Origin of the sequence: Acinetobacter tjernbergiae DSM 14971 = CIP 107465, from assembly GCF_000374425.1 — a bacterium.
Taxonomy (GTDB): domain Bacteria; phylum Pseudomonadota; class Gammaproteobacteria; order Pseudomonadales; family Moraxellaceae; genus Acinetobacter; species Acinetobacter tjernbergiae.
Map to the genome: position 1 here is coordinate 48,917 of NZ_KB894367.1, position 22,233 is coordinate 71,149.

Here is a 22,233-nt window from a genome sequence, read left to right on the forward strand (position 1 = left end):
AAGAAAAGGCATCTAAAAAGATGCCTTTTGATTGAATTAGTATTTGAGGGTATAGCTCAAACCATAAGTACGACCTTGTGCAGCTAAACTTGAGATTGCACCATATACAGCTTCAGCAGCTTGACTGTATACCGTTTTATATTCTGTATTCCAAACATTATAGACACCAAAACCAACTGTTCCAGGGCCTACTTTTGCATTGGCAATCACATCCATCACAGCATAGCCTTTGATTTTGGTCGCAGCGTTAGGGCGAACATTGGTATCGTATTTAGCAACTAAAGCGTCTTCATAGGCTTTATCTGTTCCTTTGACTGCAAGCATCTGTACTCGTAGTCCATTGCCTTGATTATCTTGCCATTCACCAAATACTGTTCCCTTGATTGGAGAAACTTGTAAAGCATTTAGCTCTCGCCAAGTACCAGCAGCATCTTTAAATTGACCTCTAGTATAAGAAACTGTTCCACCAACATTAAATTGATCGAGTACTGGCATACTTGCATTTGCTTCTAAACCATAAACTCGCTGGTCTGTGTCAGCCACAGTCACGGAACGATCGGCTTTAAACTGAATCACCTTATCAGATGTATTGTAGAACGAGGTTAAACCTAAATTCGCTCCATGATCATTCTGCATTCTCCAACCCAACTCGTAGTTGTTAACGGTAATTGGATTTACATTTTCAGAACGCACAACGTAACTTGCTGAAACATCACGCAATACACGTTGAATATCAGGTAAACTAAAGCCTTGTGAGAAATTAGCAAACACTTGTTGTTGATCATTTAATTTATAAACAGCACCTAAATTAAATAAAGTTTTATCATGTTTGACTGAACCAGCCGCAACCATTCCAACGGGTTGTCCCGTAATATCCCCTTGAATCGCTGCAACGGTTGGTTTAAATGCTGTTGTATCACTTTCAATACGTTGATAACGTATGCCTGTTTGAACATTCAAAGCATCGGTTAAATCATAATTCGCTTGAATAAATGTGCCCAAATTTTTAATGGTTGCATCTGGACCAAAAGCATAACTACGACCTGTATTTTTATATTTCAGCCCGTTATTGGTAAAACTATAGAGATCTGCTGTTTGCTTATCTTTCTCATGGTCATAATCAAGACCATAAGTGAGTTTTAAATCACGATCAATAAGGTTCAGTTTTGATGTCATGGCTGCACGCACACCCGCAACATCAATATCAGATTCTGATTGGTATGCTAAATAATAGCCTGCTGGAATAAAGTTGCTTAAAATGGTTGGATAAAATCTTGCTTTTTCATTACGGTAATAAGTTTCAACGTTCAGTTCTTGCCCTAACACGTCCGTATTTTGATATTGTGCGTTCACCGCATAGCGTTTAGTAAAGGGTTGTTTATCGATTTCGAAACCTTTTAAAGCTTTTAAGCTCGGGGCATTTCCTCTTAAAACAGCAAAGTTTGTACCATAATCAGGGCCATATTCTGAATCTTGTTGATCATCATAATATTGAGCGCCAAAGCTTAACTTTTGCTTGTCTGTTAATTGCCAGCTTAAACGACCATTTACATCGACTGTCTCAGTGTCTTGACGATCAGTTTGTGCGATTTCAGGCCCAATACGATGACCATGACTGTCTTGGATTTCCCCACGTTTGGTATAGCCTGCACCTAAGAAACCATTCCAATCCCCTTGATTAAATGCGACTGATTGATAAGCCTCATAAGCAAGTGCATCATTTTTAAAATTATCACCAGAGGTCACGCCAACTTTTGATTCAAAGCTTAAACCTTCCCCAGTACCTTTTTTAGTAATAATATTAATAATACCGCCTGTTGCCCCTGAACCATAAATGCTACTTGCACCTGAAACCACTTCAATTTTTTCAATTGAGTCTGGGCTGATACTATTCAGTTGACGAGCAGCATCACGTGAACCTGTTTGTGCGACACCATCAATCAAAACCAGTACCTGACGACCACGCATCGTTTGACCATAATTGGTGGTTGTACCACTACTTGGACTCAGTGAAGGAACGAGTTGAGCCAAAATATCTGCAAGTTTTCGCCCAGCAGCAGCTTGTTGCTCAATTTGTTTTTGTTCAATTGATTGTACTGTCCCCGCAATTTCCGCAATACTTTGAGCTGAACGAGTTGCTGTCACTACGATCGGTGCAAGTTGTGCTGTTTTTTGACTTTCTACAACAACTGCTTGAGTAGATGGTGCTGTTTCAACAGTTTGAGCATAAAGTTGTGTACTTATGGCTAAGCTCAACAGTGTGAATGATGTCGAAAGTGAACGAACTTTCATAAATTACCCCTAGGTATGTTGTTGCGTTTGTTTTGCTTTGTGAACTAGAACTTGACTGAGCAAGATGCTCAGTACAGATGCGGCTGCGAGAATGAGATAGAAATTTCCATAGCCAAATGCCTTAGCCAAGAAACCCGACATCGCTCCGCCAATGAAATAAACAAGCAGCTCAAAACAGACTAAAATCGTAAAGTCTGTTCCTGCTTGCTCCTTAGAACTGGTTTGCATGAAATGAGCATATAAAGCGGTCATTGCAACGTAACGAATGGCTAAAATGACCACGACAAATACACCAAGTAACATTTGCCATTGATCAAACCAACTCAGTAAGACAGCAGCCCCAAGCAAGGCATAAATCAAAGTTCGTGCCCAACCAGCCCAAATCAATAATTGAGTCGCTGCTAATTTTTTTAATAAAAATGCTGCGGATACTGCGGCCAATAAACCGACACCAGCCCCGACTACAGACATCAGTACGCCAATGTGTGCCAATGACCACTTTTGATCAATCAACATGGGATTGAGCATGGCCATCGCGGGGGCTTCAACCACGCGATAACAGACAATCAAAGCCAAAGCCCATAACATTTCAGGGCGTTTAAATGCTCGGATGAGGCTCGGTGCTTGCTTGGCAATTTTTTCTGTATTCGATCTTTCTTTGATTTGGAAAATAGCCAACATTGTGAGTGCTGTCATTGCAGCTAAAGCAATCAATGCCGTTTGCCAACCATAGAGTTGATACAACCATAAAGTGCCAGCACCCCCCACCATACTGCCTAAAGCAACCCCAATACTTTGCGCCATACTGCCAAGGCGATATTCAGACTCGGAAAATGTTTCGACGGTATAACCATCAATCGCAATATCTTGGGTTGCAGCAAAGGTTGAAATCCATAAACCGACAATCACAAAGACACTTAAACCATAGTCAAACTGTGTCAATGCCAAAGCCACCACGCCCAAAACCAATGCAATCTGAGTAAATAGCAGCCAAGTTTTGCGTTTACCAAGTGATTTCAAATAAAAACGATCAAGCAATGGTGCCCAAAAAAACTTAAACGCCCATGGGATATACAATAGCGACAACATTCCAATCCAACGTAAATCCACGCCTTGATGACGTAGAATCGTAGGTAAAGCCACATTGTAAAAATACAGTGGTAAGGCATGTGCTAGGTACAGTACCACCACAACCGATAGGCTCAGTGTGGATACTGTTTTGATTGGGAAGGCATTGTCATGATTCAATTGTTGATTCATAACCACCTCTGCACAGCCCATTGCACAGCATCGGCTTGGTTCAAACTGACGAAATAAGGCACATGCCACGCTTTTTGCAAAGCTGGCGTGTCCAATCGAATCCGATCTGCTTCATCTTGAGCAATACGTGCAAATCCCAAACAATGTTGATAAAAATCAGGTTTATATTGCTTATACCATTTCGCTTGAATTGCTCGATATTCTTCGGGAAATTCGGTATTCACCTCAGTTTGCATAATCAGCACAAAATTTCTTTTTTGCTCGAAATATTGTTGAATATGCGCTAACCATTGTTCAAATTCTGCCACCGAGACATGCGCGGCAAAACGCATGTCTAAGATGTGCATCTCATTGATTGATAAACTCATGTAACACTCAGGACTTTGGCTGGCTGATCTGCGAGCTGTTGTTGTAATTGCTGTGATGTTTGGAGAGATTGACCAAACTTGTTATAAAAAGTTTCTCTAAAGCAGTAGTACAACATGGCAGTTTTCTCAGCCATTGGAATGAGACGTTGGCTTTCGTAGCACATCTCCTCGACCACTGCTGCATAAGGCTTAACCGTATGATCTGGTTCACCCACAATTTTTTTGGCTTGAGAATTTTCAAAAATATAGAAACTGAGCAAGCGAATAGTTGGACGCAAAAATCCTTTACCAAATACAGACTTATCGCCAAAAAGTAGATGCCAGCCTAGATCATGGTCATCACCCTCGTAATAACGACCTAAACGATCTCGTTTACCTTCATAGATTTCGGTATAACCCACATCTTTGCCATCCACACCCACAATCAATAAACGTTGGTGGTCATCTGCAAGCATCTTGTCGAAATACACCTGCAAATCCAGTGCAGATTTATTCAATTGCCATTGTGGAATCACATGTGGCTCATGCATCCATTGATGTAATAAAGGAATATCTTGTGGATATTGCACTTGTCTTAAATAATATTGCGTCCCATTCTCATGGTATTCATAATAATCAGGGAGTCGCTGAGAGATTGTGTTCATATCAGACCTTTATTTATTCAATCTTAGAAATAGTTAGCCAGCTTTAGATTTAGCTTGTTGAGTACCCCATTCCGCCAATGTCTCTGGGCTCACAGGGTTTGCAATTGGATCTAGGAAAACAGGCACAGGACGTTCTGCTTCATCGTTATAACTTGTGGTAAATAGACGCACACGGTTCAAACAAATCTTGGTGTAAGTTGGTCGTAACATGGCAAATTTTTCAGCACGTTCAGCCAATTCAGGATGCTGTTGGTTAAACTCAACGATAACGTTGGAAATGGTTTGCCAGAAATCAAGTTCTGAATATTCAGGATAATCTTGCAAGAACACATTACAGATATAACGGTAATGCACCATGAACAGACCTGTGAAAATGAAATGACTTAAATCGGTTGCTTCATGACGTAATAACAAATTAGCTTCAGATGGCAGTTGACCTAATTCAGGGAAATCTTCATCCACCAAATTGATATCATCGATAAAGTCTTTTAAAACCAATGCTTTCGGCACGCCATTTTCATGCACCAACATGGTGTTCTCACCATGCGGTGAAAAAGCTAAACCATAGCGATACAGGCAAAGCAATAACGGACTTAAGCAGACTTGCGCAAATTGCGCTAACCAAGCTAAAGGGCTTAAACCTGATGCTTGAATCAGTACACTGAGGATGGATTGACCTGAAATATCTCGGTGTAATAGCGCTGCTTGAGAAAGTACTTGCTGTGATGGGTCAACATAGCGACCGACACTTTCACGCCATAAGCAGCCAAAGAGTTCTTTAAATTGATAAGGCGCACCTTCAATTTGGTCAAAACACGGTTGATGAATCGTTAAGGTCGCCACTTCACCCAAGAAAATCACACCTGTTTTTTGTAAGTCTTGATCTTGTTGATGAATTTGCTTTAACCATGCAGTAACAGCAGGCGCTGCAAGATTACGTTTTGAAGGTAATCCACGATAAACAGCCGTGTTAAAAATACTCACTGGCAGTTTAATGTAATGACGTTGTAAGTTGGATGTATTACATAGTGTGCGAATAGACTGCATGGGCACATAGCTATCTTGGCTAATATTCAACTCAATAATTTTTTGATCGACAATTTGATTGGCATAAGTTGGAACGAGCCATTGATGCCATTGCCAAGCATGCACAGGAATCAAAAAATAATTTTGAGGGTCGAGATTTTTTTCTTTTAGAACATCAATGAATTGTTCAAGTTCATTTGCATCAAACTCATGTTGATACAAAGCACAAGCATCCCATTGTTCAGTACTGCGGAACTCAGCCAAATTACGATGTACTGCCAACCATAATACTTTGACTTCTGGTGATAGCTCTGGTGCAGCACTTAAATAATCATCATAACCAAAGCCCATACGCCCCTTACTCATAATCAACCAAGGATGACCGCGTAACATGCCTTCAACTTTATAATGCGATTCAGTTAAAACCGCAGCACTTGGCAAACGCGTTTCATTGAACAAATGTGCTTCTGCCAACCAAGTATTATTCATTTCCTTAATCAAATACGCTTTGGTGAATGGCTTTACATTGGAACTGTCAGACATTGCGACAATAAACTCATGTAAATTCCAAGCAGGCTGATCACTCTGCTGACCATTGGTTACATCACGTACCGAACCTTCCTGAATATTCCAGTGCCCAAGTCGATATTGATGACCTTGAAATTCATAATGACGATTGCCGAGATCGAGCTGATAACGTCCTACTGATAAGGCTTTAACTTCAATAATTTCTTCATATAGAAACTCTGCAATCGCCATTTCAATGAGACGCTGCCCAGCGGCACGCCATTGCTGCTGATTAATTTTTAAAGTTGCAAAGTTCATATCAGTTTCTCATAAGTTGAATGTACAGAAGCAGTCTGTGTCCGCGTGTTTGCAGAACGATTACCCGAATGTGTCGTAATCGCGTTCTGTTCTGTTTTCTTTAAAATTGAGTGATTTTTGCTGACCGCTTTTTCACAAAGACAGTCATCAGAACGTGTTTTATCGTCTGAAATACAAATTTTAGGATTTTGAGAGAGGTTAAAATGCTGGAAAGTCTGTACCTGTTGCCCAAGCTCATAAATCTGACGCTCAGCCAATTGATTAATAATCGTAGCTGCACGATAAGCGCCAAGACCTAAGTCTGGTGTACCAACCCCATGACTATGCATTTCTTGATTTTGAACAAAAATATGACCATTCAGATGATGTACAACCCGATAGTCCTCGGTAATTTGCCAGCGCTGTTTATGATCAAATTCAATATAAGGTTTCAGCAACTGCATAAAACCAAAGTCAGGCGTAAAATAACCTGTTGCTGCAACGAGGAAATCACAATCAAGATGGAAGCTTTGCGCCGTGGCACGATGTTGGAAATGCAGTCGAATCTTTTGTGTATCCAACACTTCGGCATCTTTCAAATCACATTGGCTATGTAAATGTGTTTGTAAACTTTGACCCGCGATGCTGCGATGATAAAACTTTTGATAGATTTCACGAATGGTTTTTGCACTGATCCCCTTGTACAACAAAGCTTGCTGCTGCAATTGCTGCTCTTTTTTCTCGACTGGCAAATCATAAAAATGCTGCGCATAGTCAGGGCTAAAGTGCTCCAGTCCCAATGGTGCATACTCCATTGGGAAAAAACCTTGAGAGCGGGTAAACCAATGCAAATCAAATGAATGATTTGCCTCATCTTGCTGTTTATCAAACAGATCAATAAAGACTTCAGCCGCAGATTGCCCTGAACCAAGCACCACCACATCGCCATGTAAATCCGTATCAGCATGCGTCATATATTGAGCTGAATGCAGACATTTTTGTGGTTGCTGTTGCTGAACTTTTGCCAGACATTCAGGCAAATAAGGCACATTGCCGCTTCCAATCAACAAATGATGGCATAAATAACTGTGCTGAATCCCTTCTGACTCAACTAGTACCTTAAAACCGATGGTTTGAGGTTCAATCATCAAAACACGAGATTGGTATTCAATACAGTCAAGCTGTTCTGCAACCCATTGGCAATAATGGTTATATTCACAACGTGGAATATGTGGTTGCTCTAAGAAATAGAATTTATATAAACGTTGATGATGACGCAGATAATTCAAGAAACTGAATGGACTGGTTGGATCAACCATCGACACCAAATCCGCCATAAATGGCACTTGTAATACCGTATTGGGTAACTGCATTCCTGCATGCCAATCGAATTGAGCTTTTTGCTCGAAAAATGCATAGTTTAATGCACTTTTATTCTGTAGCAGACTGGCAAGACTTAAATTAAATGGTCCTAGACCAATTCCAATAAAATCAAGCATAACTGACATCCTTCTGTGAAATACGCAGCGGATTTGGCAGTTGTACATAGACAGATTGATTTTCGACAGGTGCGATCAGTTCATCTAACTCATGCAAACGAGTCAGTAAATTACCCTTATAAGGTAAAGTTGGATTGAACAATAACCCCTGTAATAAGGTACTGTCTGGATATTGCTGTAATTGCACCTGTAAGAAAGTTTTTAAATGTTCAAGCAATTCATCTTCGGTGATATAGCCTGTTGCACCAATCGCATTGATTATGCCGAACAAGGTATTACCAAAAAAATAATAGCTAAAACGTTCATCGACAAAATCTTTAGGGCCAACAGCAAAAGCTTTTTCTTTCAGCTCAGGTAAGGCTTGCAGAATTTCAGTGGCAAACTCTTCAATATAATAGAAACCTTGGTTATCTCGTATCCACAAGGTTTTTGGAAAATGATTCTCTAGCTCCAATAACACATTTTGCTGATGTGATTCAAAAGCCATACCATAACGATGGTAGACATACATTAAAGGTTGCAAACTGACTTCAAGGAAACGATTAAACCAATCTAGCGCAATCTCTGAAAAATCAGTTTCATGATGTGCTTTTGCGATTTTTGCAAATAAAGTATTAAAACGATTGAGCGGTTTACTTGGATGATCCTGACATAAAGAAGCAATACAAGTCACTTGTTGCTGTGGATGGAATGGCTGATCGCGGAAAATACAGATACTTTCATTCACCACTTCATCATCAATTTTTAAAGCAATCCACGCTGGATCATTCACCGCTTTTAAGCTTGGGCACTGTTTTAAAATATTCTGACCCAATTCACTGTGCCATAGACGATGTGTCAGTTCACCACGGTGGCATTCTTTGGCTAAATTTACCCGAATAGAGTTGGTGATCATCACTGAAAGTGAGGGTTTCACCATCCAAGGTGCATTAAAACTCGCAAGTGTACGAATCGATGTTGTTGGCGAAAATTGCCAGCCACGCAAGCCTAAATCAATCAGTTGTCCTGTTTGTTTAAGGCGTTCGAACCATGGTTTACTTTGTAAGTAACGCGCTTGCCAAGGATGTAAAGGTAGTAACTTATATTCAGCATGGGTTTTTAATAGATTGATATCTTGTTCAGATAAATACCACTGTAAAGCAGTTTTCAATTGGGCTGAAATACTTTCATCAGTGGCACTACCCTCAGAAATATAGTCTTGATGAACCAACCAATAATACAGTTGTGTCTTGCCTTTATGTTCAGGAGAGAACTTTAACCAATCTTCATGCACAAACCCTGTTCTACTTTTCGGTGCTGGATGCATGCTATGCCCCAGAATCAAAGCTTGTTCAGTTTCAATAAAACTCTGACCTGCTTTAACAAGATCATTAAAGTCTTCTTCACGTCGTACTAAAAACTGTTGTAACGCATCCCGACTTTGAATCCATTTTTCAACCAATGAAGCAGCATCTAATGGAATCGAAGATTCAAGAACCAGTTCTTCAAGCAGGAGACCTATAATTGTAACAGGGCTTAAAGTTTTGATTTGTCCATGAATAATAATTTGCGGAAGATTTGCTAAACGGTGCCGTCCTACCCGACTGACATAGGATAAAGGGAAATAACAATATGCTTGGATGGAGTGAATGGGGATGAATAACAGCGTCAAACCTTGGCTAAACGCTTGTTGTTGTGAATTTTGTTGATCATTATTAAGCAAATGACCTTTGCCAGTTTCTTGCGTGTATGCATTGACGAAATGTTGCATCGCCAATCGATTGGCAAGTTGTTGCATCTGACGAATCCTCTTCACAAAAGAGCAAAATAAGCCTGTCCTAGAAGGAGCTATAAATTTATAAGATTTAAGTCTTTGAACAGTTGCTTTAATTTCATTTATGTTTCTGAACTTAGATGTAAACTCTAAGAATGGAAATAATGATAATTATTATTATTTGATATTTCAATAGAAATTCAAAAAAAGAACTCTTCAGTCAAAATATTGAATTAATTGATTTTTATTTTAGATAGATTAAAAAATGTGTCAAAAGACCTCAATTTTGCCATGAGTTTAAATGATAATATTATCATTTACGATAGACTTTACTTATCAGAAAACAATGGATAAATTATGGATTTTTATAGGATTCCGACTAAATATCAAGGATATCCATAAATACAGCATTTAATAATTGAGCCAAATCTTGAGGGTCAAGTCCAATATCTAGTCCCCTCTTACCACCACTGACATAGATTTTTGAAAATGATTTCGCTGTTTCATCTATCATGGTTTTCAAGCGCTTTTTCTGTCCTAAAGGACTAATTCCCCCTACCAGATAACCTGTTAAGCGTTCAGCATCTTTAGGATTTGCCATTTGTAGTTTTTTACATCCTACAGCTGTTGCAACTTTTTTAAGATTAAGCTGATGATTGACAGGTAAAATTGCGATGAAATAATTCTTTTCATCCGTCACCATTAATGTTTTAAATACTTCTTCAGCTTTTAAATTCAATTTTTCTGCAGCTTCAAGCCCAAAACTTTTTGCATTTGTATCGTGTTCATATTCATGAATAGAGAACGATATTTTATTTTTTTCTAATAGTTTACAAGCAGGTGTCATAGTGAGTCAGTATTTTTTGTATGAGATTAAAAGTGGGATAAGTGTAGCATTTTCAAATAAAAGTTAAAATTTACTTAGGCTATTTAGCTAAAGTATTATTTTCTTGATAATTCATTTCCCATCCTCATATATTCATCTAAAGATGTTAGGAATAGGCTCAAAGTATTTATGAGTTACAAACATAATAATTTAATGGCTATGCGCCAAAACTACTGGGATGACGAGGTATCACCTACTGTCCAAGCAGAAAAACAGTTTTTACGGCATACGCTTATTGAGGAAGGAATTTTTGAAAATGCAACTTTAGACGATACCAAGTATTTTTTCTTCACTCTTCCCAGTATTATCATCGTCAAAGCACATGCTTTAGGTTTCCATCACAGTCTTGTTAAACGTATGCTGATTAAGCATATTCATATGAACCGGTCTATTTTAATGCGTAAATCAACATTAAAAATTCAGTTTAAGCTTTAGGACAAGTGTAAAATTATCTAGAATTTAGAATCAAAAAAATGCTTAGGCTATTTCTATATTTTGATTTATTTCACAAATTTAGACTGATAATTCAAGATATTGAACTATTTTAATACGTTCAAAAGCTGTAATATCCGCTACAATTTAAGCCTCAGCTTTCAACCCTCCGATTTCAGCATAGGATTTTTCTTTCATGTCAGATCAGAACGATAAGCTTAAGAATCTAAAAACCTCCTCTGTGGATCGTCGCTTATCTATTGCAAAAGCGTCTTTGCTTGCTGGAACTCGTTGGGCAACTGCAAGTGCTACGTCTATCTTTTCTAGTGAAGAAGAAAAAGAAAAGAAACGTAAAAAAGCTATGGCTGACCAAGCCCACTACTTAGTTTCTGAAATTGGAAAATTAAAAGGTTCAATCGTTAAGATTGGACAAATGATGGCTTTATACGGCGAACATTTCCTACCAGAAGAAATCACACAAGCTTTAAATACGCTAAACAATCAAACAGTGGCATTGGCTTGGCCTGCAATTAAAGTGCATCTGCAAGAACAGTTAGGTTCAAAATTAAATGAACTCACGATTGATCATGAACCAATTGGCACAGCTTCACTTGCGCAAGTACACCGTGCAACACGTAAATCAGATGGTTTAGAACTTGTTTTAAAAATCCAATATCCAGGTGTTGCAGAAGCAATTGATTCGGATATGAACCTTTTTAAGAACATGCTAAAACTCACTCGCATGGTGCCACAAACCCGGGAATTTGATCAATGGTTTGATGAAGTCCGTGAGATGATGCATCGTGAAGTAGATTATGATATCGAAGCTGCGACAACACGGCGTTTTGCTGAACGCCTGAAAGATGACCCACGATATATTGTCCCACAAATCGTTGATGAACTTTGTGCTGAAAAAGTACTGTGTATGACCTTCGAGCGTGGTGTACCGGTTAATAGTCCAGTCATGCTCTCTTTGCCTCAAGAACGTCGAAATCAAATCGGCGAAGCATCTTTAGAAATTGCTGTACGTGAATTGTTTGATTGGGGTGAAATGCAAACCGATCCGAACTTTGGTAATTACCTTGTTCGTTTAGGTAATGGTGATGATGTAAAAGATAAAATAGTTTTACTCGACTTTGGTGCTATTCGCCATTTTGATGACAATTTACTTAGCGTTGCTCGTAATTTGATTCATGCAGGTTATAGCCATGACAAAAATGCAATGGTTCAAGCCATGACAGGCTATGATTTTTTTGATGCAATGCCTGAAAGTATTAAACCTGGAATGGCGGATGTTTTTCTAATTGCAACAGAAGCATTTAGTTGTCCAAGTAATAATCCTGACATGCCAACAGGTGTGATGGATGATCAGGAACGCTATGATTGGAAAAAAAGCCAACTCCATAGTCGAGTAATGCAACAAGCGGCTCAGTCTATGGCATCTCGTTATTTTTCTATTCCGCCTAAAGAATTTATGTTTATCAGCCGTAAATTTATTGGTGCTTATACCTTCATGACGGTGATTGAAGCAAAGACCAATGTTCGTAAAATGATTCGTCAGTTTGCAAAATAATACAGTTTGCATTGCATATTTGCATAATAATGGAACTGTAATAACGGAGATGTTATAAATAATCAGCCTAGAGCCATTGCGATAAATGCCGTTATGATCGTAAGCGTTCTGTAAGTTCACCAATAATAGGTTACACGCTTATCTTAAAGCCCATTTATGGGCTTTTTGTCTTTTTGGGATTTGAATGGTTGCAATCTATTTAGATGAAAGTGGTGATTTAGGCTGGACATTCACTGCACCTTATGGGAAAGGTGGCTCTAGCCGAACCTTAACAATTGCCAGTGTACTCTGTCCTAAGGAAAAGACAAAGCATCTCAATCGCATTGTGACAGGTTTTTATAAAGCCAGAAAACGCCCTTTTAGCAACGAGTTGAAATCCTACGATTTAAGTTCAAAAGAAAAAGAACAGTTCATCAAGCAACTCCTCAAGTTGCATATTGTGATCATCCTGATATTAAATTAATTTCAATCACTGTTAACAAGAAAAGAGTGAAAAGCAAACTCAGAAATGATCCAAATGCACTATACAATTACATGGTTAAAACCATGTTGTTAGATCATTTATGTAAGTATAAACACATTGATTTTATGCCTGATTCCCGTTGTGAGAAAGTGAATGTTGGTTGGAATCTTGAAATATATTTAAAACAAATGCTAGCTGAATGTGCTCAGTTGAATGATATTGAAAATGAAAGCTTGAATATAAAACCATTTGACAGCCGAACAACCAAGGAACTGCAATTCATAGATTTTTATGCAGGGCTGATATGGAGTAAATATGAGTTTAAAGATATACGTATAGACCAGTATTTAGATATGGTCACACCATCCAATGAATTACTGTTTTTTGAATAGCATTTATATTCAGCCAATTGACTTTGTCAGTTTGGTCAATTTTCTTCACAAGTATTTTTCTAATATTTTTTAATATCATTAAAAAACAATAGAATAATATAAAATTAGCATATCAACTGCCCTTTATCTTTATCCATAGTCCATGTCAAAGAAGACATAGTTTTTTAACCTAGAGCATGTCAGCATAATTTTACAACCATCCTCTAGGATAAAATCATGTCGAATATGATGAATAAGGCTCAAGGCTTCGGGCTATCACTAATCACAAAAATCGCAGGAAGCGAAGTACTTGATCAACTCAAATTAAGAAAATTTGTAGAGAAATCATTATATCAAGGCTCAAAAACAGGCTTTAAAGTGCTAAATACAACACAAAAAGCATTCAAGCCTCAACCTGTCGATAAACAACGCCTGCCAACTCAGGTCAATAAAAATTTATTCGATCTCAGCCTGACTGAAGAACAGCAGATGACTGTGGATGCTATGTCACAATTTGCTGAAGAAGTTTTATATGCTTTAGCACATGATGCGGATCACAATGCTCAATTCCCTGAAGAGCTATGGCAGCATCTCGTTGATCTAGGTCTTAATTACTATGCTTTGCCAGAAGCTTTAGGTGGTGTTGCTGCCGAACAAAATATTGTGAGTAACATCTTAATCGCTGAAAGTCTTGCAAAAGGTGATTTTAGTTTAACCGCTGGTCTACTTAGCACGTTCAGTGTGATTAATGCGATTACACGTTGGGGTTCTACCCAAGTTCAGTCTATGTATTTGCCTTGCTTTGCAGAAGATACAGATATTACGGCGTCATTCGCTTTTCAAGAAGCAACGCCTGCATTTAATCCATTCCAGTTAAAAACCAAAGCAACTGAAAATAATGGTCAATTGCTGATTACTGGTGAAAAAACGTTAGTAATCCTAGGTGATACGGCAGATGTATTTCTCGTCAGTGCTGAGTTTAATGGTCAGCCTGATATTTTCATTGTTCAATCGAATGAAAGTATTTCAATCAAAGCTAATCCAGCAATGGGGCTAAAAGCAACTGAAACCGCAACACTTCAATTCAACCAAACCCCTGCTTTGCGTTTAGGCGATGCTGACTTTGATTACACTGCATTTGTCGATCTTGGAAACTTAATGTGGTGTGCCATGGCGATTGGTACAGGTGAAGCAATCAAAGCTTACTGTATTAAATATGCCAATGAACGTACTGCTTTTGGCGAACCAATCTCTCATCGTCAAAGTGTTGCTTTCATGATTGCCGATATGGCCATTGAAATTGATGCCATGCGTATGTTGGTTTTAAATGCAGCAAGCTTGGCTGAAGCAGGTAAACCTTTCCATCGTGAAGCGTATCTTGCTCGCTTACTTTGTGCTGAAAAATCAATGAAAATCGGTACTGATGGCGTACAAATCTTAGGTGGTCATGGTTTTACCAAAGAGCACCCTGTTGAACGTTGGTATCGTGATTTACGTGCGACAGCAATCTTACATTCTGGCTTACATGCTTAATTTTGGAGAATAAGAATGAACTTACAAAATCCGAAAAAATTTAAAATGTTGATTGATCAGGCACATGAAACTGCACTAAATGTATTACGCCCCATTTCACGTAAATATGATAAAGCAGAACATGCATATCCAAAAGAATTAGATATGCTCGCTGCGCTATTAGACGGCATGAATGAAAGTGGTGAAGGTGTCGGTGCAGCCAATGCTAGTAAACGAGGTACAGCGAACCCAGATGCAGTTGTGAATGGTGGCAATATGTCTGCGGCGCTTGGCATTATTGAAATGTGCTATGGTGATACAGGTTTATTGCTCAGTATGCCACGTCAAGGCTTAGGAAACTCTGCAATTGCAGCAGTCGCGAATGATGAGCAACTTGAACGTTTCAAAGGTACTTGGGCTGCTATGGCAATTACCGAACCAGGATGTGGTTCAGACTCAGCAGCTATTCGTACAACCGCAACCAAAGATGGTGATGATTACATCTTAAATGGTGAAAAAATCTTTGTCACTTCTGGTGATCGTGCAGACTCAGTTGTGGTTTGGGCAACACTAGATAAAAAGCTTGGTCGGGCTGCGATCAAATCTTTCGTTGTACCAAAAGGTACAGCAGGCATGAAAGTAGAACGCCTTGAACATAAACTTGGAATCAAAGCATCTGACACAGCAGTGATTAGTTTTATTGACTGTCGCGTGCCCGCTGCAAATTTATTGGGTAATCCTGAAATAGATGTAGCTAAAGGTTTTGCTGGTGTTATGGAAACCTTTGATAACACTCGCCCACTTGTTGCAGCAATGGCAATCGGTTGTGCAAAGGCATCTTTAGAACGTATTAAAGAAATCTTTAAAGATCAGCTTGATCCAGACTACAAAACACCTTATTTGCAAACATCAAATTTGGCTGCTCAAATCTATCGCATGGAAGCTGAGTGGGAAGCTGCTCGCCTACTTATGATTAAAGCCACATGGATGGCTGACAATAAAAAGCCAAACTCTAAGGAGGCTTCTATTGCTAAAGCAAAAGCTGGACGTGTTGGTAATGAAATTACGCTTAAATGCGTCGAGTTGGCTGCAAGCGTAGGTTATGGCGAAGATGAGTTATTAGAAAAATGGGCACGTGACTCAAAAATTTTGGATATTTTTGAAGGTACACAACAAATTCAACAGCTCATCATTGCTCGCCGTGAATTGGGTAAATCTTCGAGTGAATTGAAATAAATATCCATTTAAGCAACCAATTTAAAAAGGACGTTATTTACGCCCTTTTTATTTTCATATGCTATGCATTACTATCGCATCGTCACAAACTCTTCTGCTGAGGTTGGATGAATTGCCACTGTATTATCAAAGTCCTTTTTAGTGGCTCCCATTTTTAAGGCAACCGCAAAACCTTGAAGAATTTCATCCATGCCAAAACCGATTCCATGAATACCGACAACTTTTTCATCCTCACCAACACAAACTAGCTTCATTTTAGTCGGTTGCCGATGTTGCGTAATGGCACTGTACATTGCAGTAAAAGATGAGTTATAGGCTTTTACCGCTTGCTGACCATATTGTTCAATAGCTTCTTGCTCAGTAATCCCCACCGTTCCTATTGGAGGATGGCTAAATACCACAGTCGGAATATTTTCATAATCTAAATGTTCATCTGGTTTATTATTGAATAATCTTTCAGATAATCTTCGCCCTGCTGCAACAGCTACAGGTGTAAGTTCCATTTTTCCGATAATATCACCCACCGCATAAATACCCTGTTGCGACGTATTCTGGAATTTGTCGGCTTGAATATAGCCTCGCTCATCAAGTTGAACATTCGCTTTATCTAAATTCAGGCTTGCGGTATTCGGCTCTCGACCTGTTGCCCAAATCAAGTAATCTACGGTATGCATTTCACCATTTTCCAAATGTAACACCACAGAACCATCAGCATTTTTGGTGACTTTCTGTGGGATAGCTTGCTTATGAACTGCAATACCATCCGTCTGCATTACCTCAACCAAGGTTTCACTTAAAAAAGAATCAAAACGTCTTACAGGTAAATCCTTACGAATAAATAGTCCAACCTGAGAACCTAAAGCATTCAACACTCCAGCTAATTCAACCGCAATATAACCAGAACCAACCACTGCGGTTGTTTTTGGTAAGGCTGGTAGTTCAAAGAAACCATTTGAATCAATACCATATTCGACCCCTTCTATATTAGGCAATGACGGCTGTGTACCTGTAGCAATCAGAATATGGTCTGCGGTAAATCGTTCACCATTCACGTCAATCGTATGAATATCAATAAAACGTGCTTCACCTTGAATGAGATCAACTTTATTTTTGCTTAGGCTATTTTGGTAGGATTGATGGATACGCTCTATATAGGCTTGGCGGTTATTGACGAGTGTTTGCCAATCGAATGATTCAACTTTGCTATTGAGGCCATAATCAGGAGCATATTTTTGAATAGATTCAGCGATATGTGCGGCATACCACATGACCTTTTTCGGGACACACCCGACATTCACACAAGTTCCACCAATCTCACCTTTCTCAATCAAGGCGCATTTTTTGCCATACATTGCAGCACGGTTAACAGATGCAATCCCGCCACTACCACCACCAATCGCAATATAATCATAATGTTTTGTCATTGTTACTCCGCCAAATTTTCTAGAAATTTTTTTATACTCATCACAGAGTAGCAAGCTTCATCAGAAATAATTGTTAAAAAATTTGCTGTTAAAAACTCATATCATCTTTTTTCCTTTAACCATGATCATGCAATACTTATTATTTTGGCTAAGTCAAATACAGCATTTCTGTTTTTTCATCTTTTAATTGTGTATGGAAATCTATATTGAAATCATCCTTTCAACCTAGGTTTTGTCTTTAAAATCACTATAAAAAGTATTTTTGTCCTATAAGCACATGGTGATCTATTTTACTCAATGCTAAAAATTGCTTAATCAATTTTATTCGTAATTTAATTTTGGGTGACATGTATGATCACAGAAAATCATCAAATTAAAGCAAGGAAAGTTTATTTCGATTTTTCTGAATCCTCAGTGTGTTGGATGCCAGAGGATCCTCTCTGCTCACACATTGCCAATGGCATTAATATGCTTTTGCCAGCAGGTGAATTTTGGTTTTGCCGAGTATTCAATAAAGCGATTCCCTTGATTACTGATACGAAATTAAAAGAAGAAGTCATTGGTTTTGTTCGTCAAGAAGCTGCTCATGCTCGTGCACATGAAAAAGCACAAGACTTTCTGAGAGAAAATGGTTACGACATACAAGATCCATTAAACCGTGCTCACCTTATTTTTAATGTTTTATTGGGCGACAAACCTTTAGGTATTCCTTTTTTAAAAGGTGAAAAACTAGATGAATATTGGCTACTCTTTCGTGTTGGGGTAATTGCTGCAATTGAGCATTTTACAGGGACAATTGGGCAATGGACACTCGATAGTAAGTCTTGGGATAAAGCAGATCCTGCAATGGCAGATTTGTTCCGTTGGCATTTAGCTGAAGAGGTTGAACATCGTTGTGTGGCTTATGATTTATTTGAACATCTATTAACCAATAAACTTGGTTTCTATGTTTCTCGTCAAGTTATTATGATGGCTATTTTCCCACTATTTATTTACTTTCTTGCTGATTTTGCACGTAGTCTAGGGAAGCAGGATTTAGAACATCAAGATATTCAGAAATTAATGCGCCGTGGATTCTTTACTTTTATTCGTGAGTTTGAAAAAACCGCAATAAAGACAGATAACTTACCCAGCATTTCATACTTATGGAAAGCGACTTTACGTTGGGTATCACCCAAATTTAATCCGATCCATGAAGGTGATACAGAACAAGCCTTAGCATATATGGCTCGTTCACCTGCCGTACAATACTTTGAGAAAGTAGCTCAGCATATGCCAAAAACTACGACCTTAAGCTAATACTTATTCGTTATAACAAACCGCTCTTTTGAGTGGTTTGTTATTTTGGATTGAAAAACACTTAGATCAATAGCATGGATAATGATGGGTGCTGTGCGTCTATTTTAATTAAAACGGATAATTTCAAATTTAACTGTACCTTTTTCCAAATAATTTGAAGCCTCTACAAAACCATTAATATCTAAAATTGGCTGATTATTAATAGTCTTAATGATATCATTTTCTTTAATAATTCCATTTGCAGGTGAGTTTGCAGTAACAACAACGGTTCTAATACCATCATGCCCTACCATCATTTTTTCTTTCTCTGTAAAAGCGCTAGGATAAACACCTGTAATTGAGTGAAATTTTATAAAATAATTGATTGTATACTCATCCAAACTAGCAGATCACCCAATGGTGTAGAATTATCAGTATTAATCCGATTCTCTTTTTTCAGGTCTTGAGTGTTAATTGTTTGAGGGGGAGAAAAACGATTAGGAAAATACTGACTTGATTCTCCTATATTTTTACTACTAAATAAAACAGTAGAAGCACCCAATTTTCTTGCATGGTGCTGAATATTTTCTACAGCTATTTCATAAGCAACAGTTGGGAATATTGAGTCTGATCTCACATATACAACATCTCGCTTTAGCACCAAATATTCTTCTTTCAACAAAGTTTTAGTATCTTGATCCAAGTTATCTGTTTTAAGGATTTTGGTTTTTTTCTGTCGGGATGTAAGTTGATTATTTTCTTGTTTTATTGACTGTTTTTGATTCAGGCGATGCATAAGTAACATGCAATGCATTATCTCCCCAAGCGGATGATGTCATAAAAAAGAATGTGATAAGTATTGCTTTCTTTGAAATTTCTCGCACTGAACAACCTAGTGATTTTAATAAATTTTAGTATTTTATAGACCACACGAAATGATTAAAAGTATTTTATTTTTTTGATTCAATCACTTAAAATAAAAAAATACCAACTCTTACGAGTTGGTATTTTGCCTTGGGAAAGCTACAAATTATTCAGTTGTTACAATTTCAGCTGAAATTTGTTCCAAAGATTGGTCAACTACGCCAAATTTCTTAAATAATTTAGCACGACGTTTTGGATAAATATTGGCTTTATTCAAATCACCCTTGTAGTGATCAAATACTCGCTTATCCATCATTTTTGACCATAGAGGTGGAATAAGTGCAGGCAATAACATACTTGCATAACCACTTGGCAATTCAGGTGCTTCATCAAAATGGCGTAGCGCTTGGAATGGACGTGTTGGATAAGCATGATGGTCTGAATGACGTTGTAACTGATACAAGAATAAGTTAGTCACAATATTATTATTGTTCCAGCTATGCTCAGGCATAGTCCGTTCATACTTACCATTCTTATCTTTTTGACGTTTTAAACCATAATGCTCAATATAGTTAATAATTTCAAACAAGCTAATACCATAGAAAGCCTGAGTGGCTAAATAAGGGATCACGCCCTTACCAAACAAACCGACCATCGAACCATGAAATGCTGCGCTCATGCCCCAGCCTTGCAACAATTCATTTTCAGTTGACCAAAATTCTTTCCCTTTACGTTTTAAACGATTGGTCTCAATTTCAATGGCTGATTTTAAAGAACCAAATACTGTACGCGGCCAGAATTCATAAAATGTCTCACCCATTTGTGATGATGCTGGATCTTCTGGTGTCGCTGCACGTTTATGATGACCATATGGATGCTCTACACGGAAATGATTATAGCCCGTTGGCACTAATGCTAAATGCGACAAGATATGATCCATACGATCATGTTTATGGCTCAATTCATGTGCTGTATTAATGGCAATCCCATTAATTGCACCCATTGAAATCCCAAGTAAAATCTTATCAAGAAAAGAAGTTTCTTTGCGACTTGTTAAATAGCAAGCATACACATTCGCTGCATATTGGATAGGAATAAAACTTTTGACCAATTTAGAATAATATGGGTCTTTTTCAAGAAGTTTAATATCTTCATCTGTGGGATTATTTGCATCTTTACCAATGATCGTATCAATCGTTGGAATAATAATATGTAAAACAATGGGTCCACCTAAAGCAAATATTTTCTTTAAGGGACGTGGAGCAAATTGATAACCTGCTAAAATTCCAATTCCAATGGCAGGTAAAGCTGGGCTGATTGCCCACAAATAGCGCTTACGATCCAACTCAGTTTTTGATTTTGAAATGCTTACTGGCGTAAGTTCATGCTCAACATTTACTGGCGCATTCATCATCTTATCCATATCTTTGTATATATGTATATTTTGAGGAATTATGCGTTTCATGACAGTTGCAAGCGTCCAAAAAACCTATGTCAAAGTCTTTGGCATGATTCACCCTGTTTTTGTCCTATAAACACATATTGAGTTATTACAATAGCTCTTTATAATTTAAAAGGAATACATCATTTAAAAATCATATGGATGCTTTAAGTAAAATATTTGCTGATATTCATTTAAATCACACTGAATATATCTACTTGAAAACGCAAGGAGAATGGAGTTTTTTTTGCCAAGATCAAGCTGCTCTGATTGTACATATTGTTTTGGTCGGTTCTATGTATATCCAAATTGACACACAAAACAGCCTAACGGCCCATGCGGGTGAAATTGTTGTTATCCCTTCGGGTAAAGCACATATCGCAGCGGACAATTCAATTACAAAATTAATTGATGCAGTTGATATTTCAAAATTCTTTGAGGGTCATAAAGAGGATGCAATTGAATTTGGTACAGACTCATCTGAAAAAAATCTAATTCTCACCATTCGTTGTCAAATTGATACGATTATGGCTCGCCCATTTGTTCAAGCTTTACCTTCACTTATCCATATACAACATGGAGACAATGCTGCATTAGAATGGTTGCAAGTGGGCTTACATTTTCTTGCCTTAGAAACCCAAAACATTCAAGCAGGTCGAGATATTATTATTGATCATCTCGTCAATATTCTATTAATTAAATGTATTCGAGACCATATACAACAAATCTCAAGTCAACATGGTTGGCTGAGTGCTCTAACTCATCCCGAACTCAGTAACAGCTTAGCCGCAATCCATAATCACCCTGAAGATGCATGGACTGTTGAGTTATTAGCAGAACAGTGTTGTATGTCTCGTTCAAAATTTGCAAGTTTATTCCATGAAGTGATTGGTGATTCTCCTCTTGCCTATCTACAACAATATCGAATGCGCTTAGCAAGCCAATATTTACGTAAAAGTAACTATTCAATTCAACAAATTGCCAATAAAGTTGGTTATTCTTCTGAAACTGCATTTAGCCAAGCATTCAAACGAACTTTCGAGTTACCCCCAAAACAATATCGGCAAAAATTCGTTGCAGAATAAAAACAAATAAAAAAGACACATG

20 protein-coding genes are annotated in these 22,233 nt (G+C 38.0%); 8 read left to right on the forward strand and 12 right to left on the reverse strand.

Going from position 1 to position 22,233, the window contains the following annotated elements; all coding sequences use genetic code 11:
* Nucleotides 1-36: 36 nt before the first annotated feature.
* The 8 genes from C502_RS0111825 to ybaK all read right to left on the reverse strand — a co-directional run bounded on the left by C502_RS0111825 (nucleotide 37) and on the right by ybaK (nucleotide 10,493).
* Entirely contained in the window at nucleotides 37-2,292 is a 2,256-nt protein-coding gene (locus tag C502_RS0111825; protein ID WP_018679031.1) for a TonB-dependent receptor, read from the reverse strand.
* A 9-nt stretch (nucleotides 2,293-2,301) separates the two neighbouring features.
* On the reverse strand, nucleotides 2,302-3,552 hold the full coding sequence (locus tag C502_RS0111830; RefSeq protein WP_018679032.1) for an MFS transporter: 1,251 nt from the start codon (nucleotides 3,550-3,552) through the stop codon (nucleotides 2,302-2,304).
* Complete coding sequence (locus C502_RS0111835; protein ID WP_018679033.1) at nucleotides 3,549-3,920, reverse strand: hypothetical protein; 372 nt, start codon at nucleotides 3,918-3,920, stop codon at nucleotides 3,549-3,551. The genes C502_RS0111830 and C502_RS0111835 overlap by 4 nt, the downstream gene beginning before the upstream one ends.
* On the reverse strand, nucleotides 3,917-4,564 hold the full coding sequence (locus C502_RS0111840; RefSeq protein WP_018679034.1) for a GNAT family N-acetyltransferase: 648 nt from the start codon (nucleotides 4,562-4,564) through the stop codon (nucleotides 3,917-3,919). The genes C502_RS0111835 and C502_RS0111840 overlap by 4 nt, the downstream gene beginning before the upstream one ends.
* Before the next feature lie 33 nt (nucleotides 4,565-4,597).
* The gene (locus C502_RS0111845; protein ID WP_018679035.1) at nucleotides 4,598-6,415 is read right to left on the reverse strand and encodes an IucA/IucC family protein; all 1,818 of its coding nucleotides are present in this window, start codon (nucleotides 6,413-6,415) and stop codon (nucleotides 4,598-4,600) included.
* Nucleotides 6,412-7,893 (reverse strand): lysine N(6)-hydroxylase/L-ornithine N(5)-oxygenase family protein, encoded by a 1,482-nt coding sequence (locus tag C502_RS0111850; RefSeq protein ID WP_018679036.1) that lies wholly within the window; start codon nucleotides 7,891-7,893, stop codon nucleotides 6,412-6,414. Before C502_RS0111850 ends, C502_RS0111845 begins: the two co-directional genes overlap by 4 nt.
* Complete coding sequence (locus tag C502_RS0111855) at nucleotides 7,886-9,670, reverse strand: IucA/IucC family protein (RefSeq protein ID WP_018679037.1); 1,785 nt, start codon at nucleotides 9,668-9,670, stop codon at nucleotides 7,886-7,888. Before C502_RS0111855 ends, C502_RS0111850 begins: the two co-directional genes overlap by 8 nt.
* Nucleotides 9,671-10,025: 355 nt before the next feature.
* Nucleotides 10,026-10,493 (reverse strand): Cys-tRNA(Pro) deacylase, encoded by a 468-nt coding sequence (gene ybaK / locus C502_RS0111860; RefSeq protein ID WP_018679038.1) that lies wholly within the window; start codon nucleotides 10,491-10,493, stop codon nucleotides 10,026-10,028.
* Between the two features lie 168 nt (nucleotides 10,494-10,661).
* Here ybaK and C502_RS0111865 point away from each other — a divergent pair, with 168 nt between their 5' ends.
* The 6 genes from C502_RS0111865 to C502_RS0111885 all read left to right on the forward strand — a co-directional run bounded on the left by C502_RS0111865 (nucleotide 10,662) and on the right by C502_RS0111885 (nucleotide 16,119).
* Nucleotides 10,662-10,967 carry a hypothetical protein gene (locus C502_RS0111865; RefSeq protein WP_018679039.1) on the forward strand — a complete coding sequence of 102 codons (306 nt, stop codon included), beginning with the start codon at nucleotides 10,662-10,664 and terminating at the stop codon, nucleotides 10,965-10,967.
* 193 nt (nucleotides 10,968-11,160) lie between these two features.
* Nucleotides 11,161-12,537 carry an ABC1 kinase family protein gene (locus C502_RS0111870; protein ID WP_018679040.1) on the forward strand — a complete coding sequence of 459 codons (1,377 nt, stop codon included), beginning with the start codon at nucleotides 11,161-11,163 and terminating at the stop codon, nucleotides 12,535-12,537.
* 184 nt (nucleotides 12,538-12,721) lie between these two features.
* Nucleotides 12,722-13,000, forward strand: a complete 279-nt coding sequence (locus C502_RS19545) for a hypothetical protein (RefSeq protein WP_018679041.1) — start codon at nucleotides 12,722-12,724, stop codon at nucleotides 12,998-13,000.
* 83 nt (nucleotides 13,001-13,083) lie between these two features.
* Nucleotides 13,084-13,392 (forward strand): hypothetical protein, encoded by a 309-nt coding sequence (locus C502_RS19550; RefSeq protein WP_228129338.1) that lies wholly within the window; start codon nucleotides 13,084-13,086, stop codon nucleotides 13,390-13,392.
* A 225-nt stretch (nucleotides 13,393-13,617) separates the two neighbouring features.
* Nucleotides 13,618-14,904: an acyl-CoA dehydrogenase family protein gene (locus tag C502_RS0111880; protein WP_171067629.1), complete on the forward strand. Its 1,287-nt coding sequence runs from the start codon at nucleotides 13,618-13,620 to the stop codon at nucleotides 14,902-14,904.
* Nucleotides 14,905-14,919: 15 nt separating this feature from the next.
* Complete coding sequence (locus C502_RS0111885) at nucleotides 14,920-16,119, forward strand: acyl-CoA dehydrogenase family protein (RefSeq protein ID WP_018679044.1); 1,200 nt, start codon at nucleotides 14,920-14,922, stop codon at nucleotides 16,117-16,119.
* A gap of 71 nt (nucleotides 16,120-16,190) precedes the next feature.
* On the opposite strand, the gene gorA is transcribed toward C502_RS0111885, so the two are convergent.
* Entirely contained in the window at nucleotides 16,191-17,543 is a 1,353-nt protein-coding gene (gene gorA, locus C502_RS0111890) for a glutathione-disulfide reductase (RefSeq protein WP_018679045.1), read from the reverse strand.
* A 351-nt stretch (nucleotides 17,544-17,894) separates the two neighbouring features.
* Here gorA and C502_RS0111895 point away from each other — a divergent pair, with 351 nt between their 5' ends.
* The gene (locus tag C502_RS0111895) at nucleotides 17,895-18,842 is read left to right on the forward strand and encodes a metal-dependent hydrolase (RefSeq protein ID WP_018679046.1); all 948 of its coding nucleotides are present in this window, start codon (nucleotides 17,895-17,897) and stop codon (nucleotides 18,840-18,842) included.
* A 104-nt stretch (nucleotides 18,843-18,946) separates the two neighbouring features.
* On the opposite strand, the gene C502_RS0111900 is transcribed toward C502_RS0111895, so the two are convergent.
* The 3 genes from C502_RS0111900 to C502_RS0111910 all read right to left on the reverse strand — a co-directional run bounded on the left by C502_RS0111900 (nucleotide 18,947) and on the right by C502_RS0111910 (nucleotide 21,096).
* A complete protein-coding gene (locus tag C502_RS0111900) occupies nucleotides 18,947-19,222 on the reverse strand; it encodes a hypothetical protein (RefSeq protein ID WP_154650420.1) in 276 nt (91 codons plus the stop codon).
* Complete coding sequence (locus C502_RS0111905) at nucleotides 19,192-19,626, reverse strand: hypothetical protein (protein ID WP_023274595.1); 435 nt, start codon at nucleotides 19,624-19,626, stop codon at nucleotides 19,192-19,194. Before C502_RS0111905 ends, C502_RS0111900 begins: the two co-directional genes overlap by 31 nt.
* Nucleotides 19,627-19,851: 225 nt before the next feature.
* On the reverse strand, nucleotides 19,852-21,096 hold the full coding sequence (locus tag C502_RS0111910; RefSeq protein ID WP_018679049.1) for an alkane 1-monooxygenase: 1,245 nt from the start codon (nucleotides 21,094-21,096) through the stop codon (nucleotides 19,852-19,854).
* A 188-nt stretch (nucleotides 21,097-21,284) separates the two neighbouring features.
* Between C502_RS0111910 and C502_RS0111915 the strand changes: the two genes are divergently transcribed.
* A complete protein-coding gene (locus C502_RS0111915; RefSeq protein ID WP_018679050.1) occupies nucleotides 21,285-22,211 on the forward strand; it encodes an AraC family transcriptional regulator in 927 nt (308 codons plus the stop codon).
* The last annotated feature ends 22 nt before the right edge of the window (nucleotides 22,212-22,233 follow it).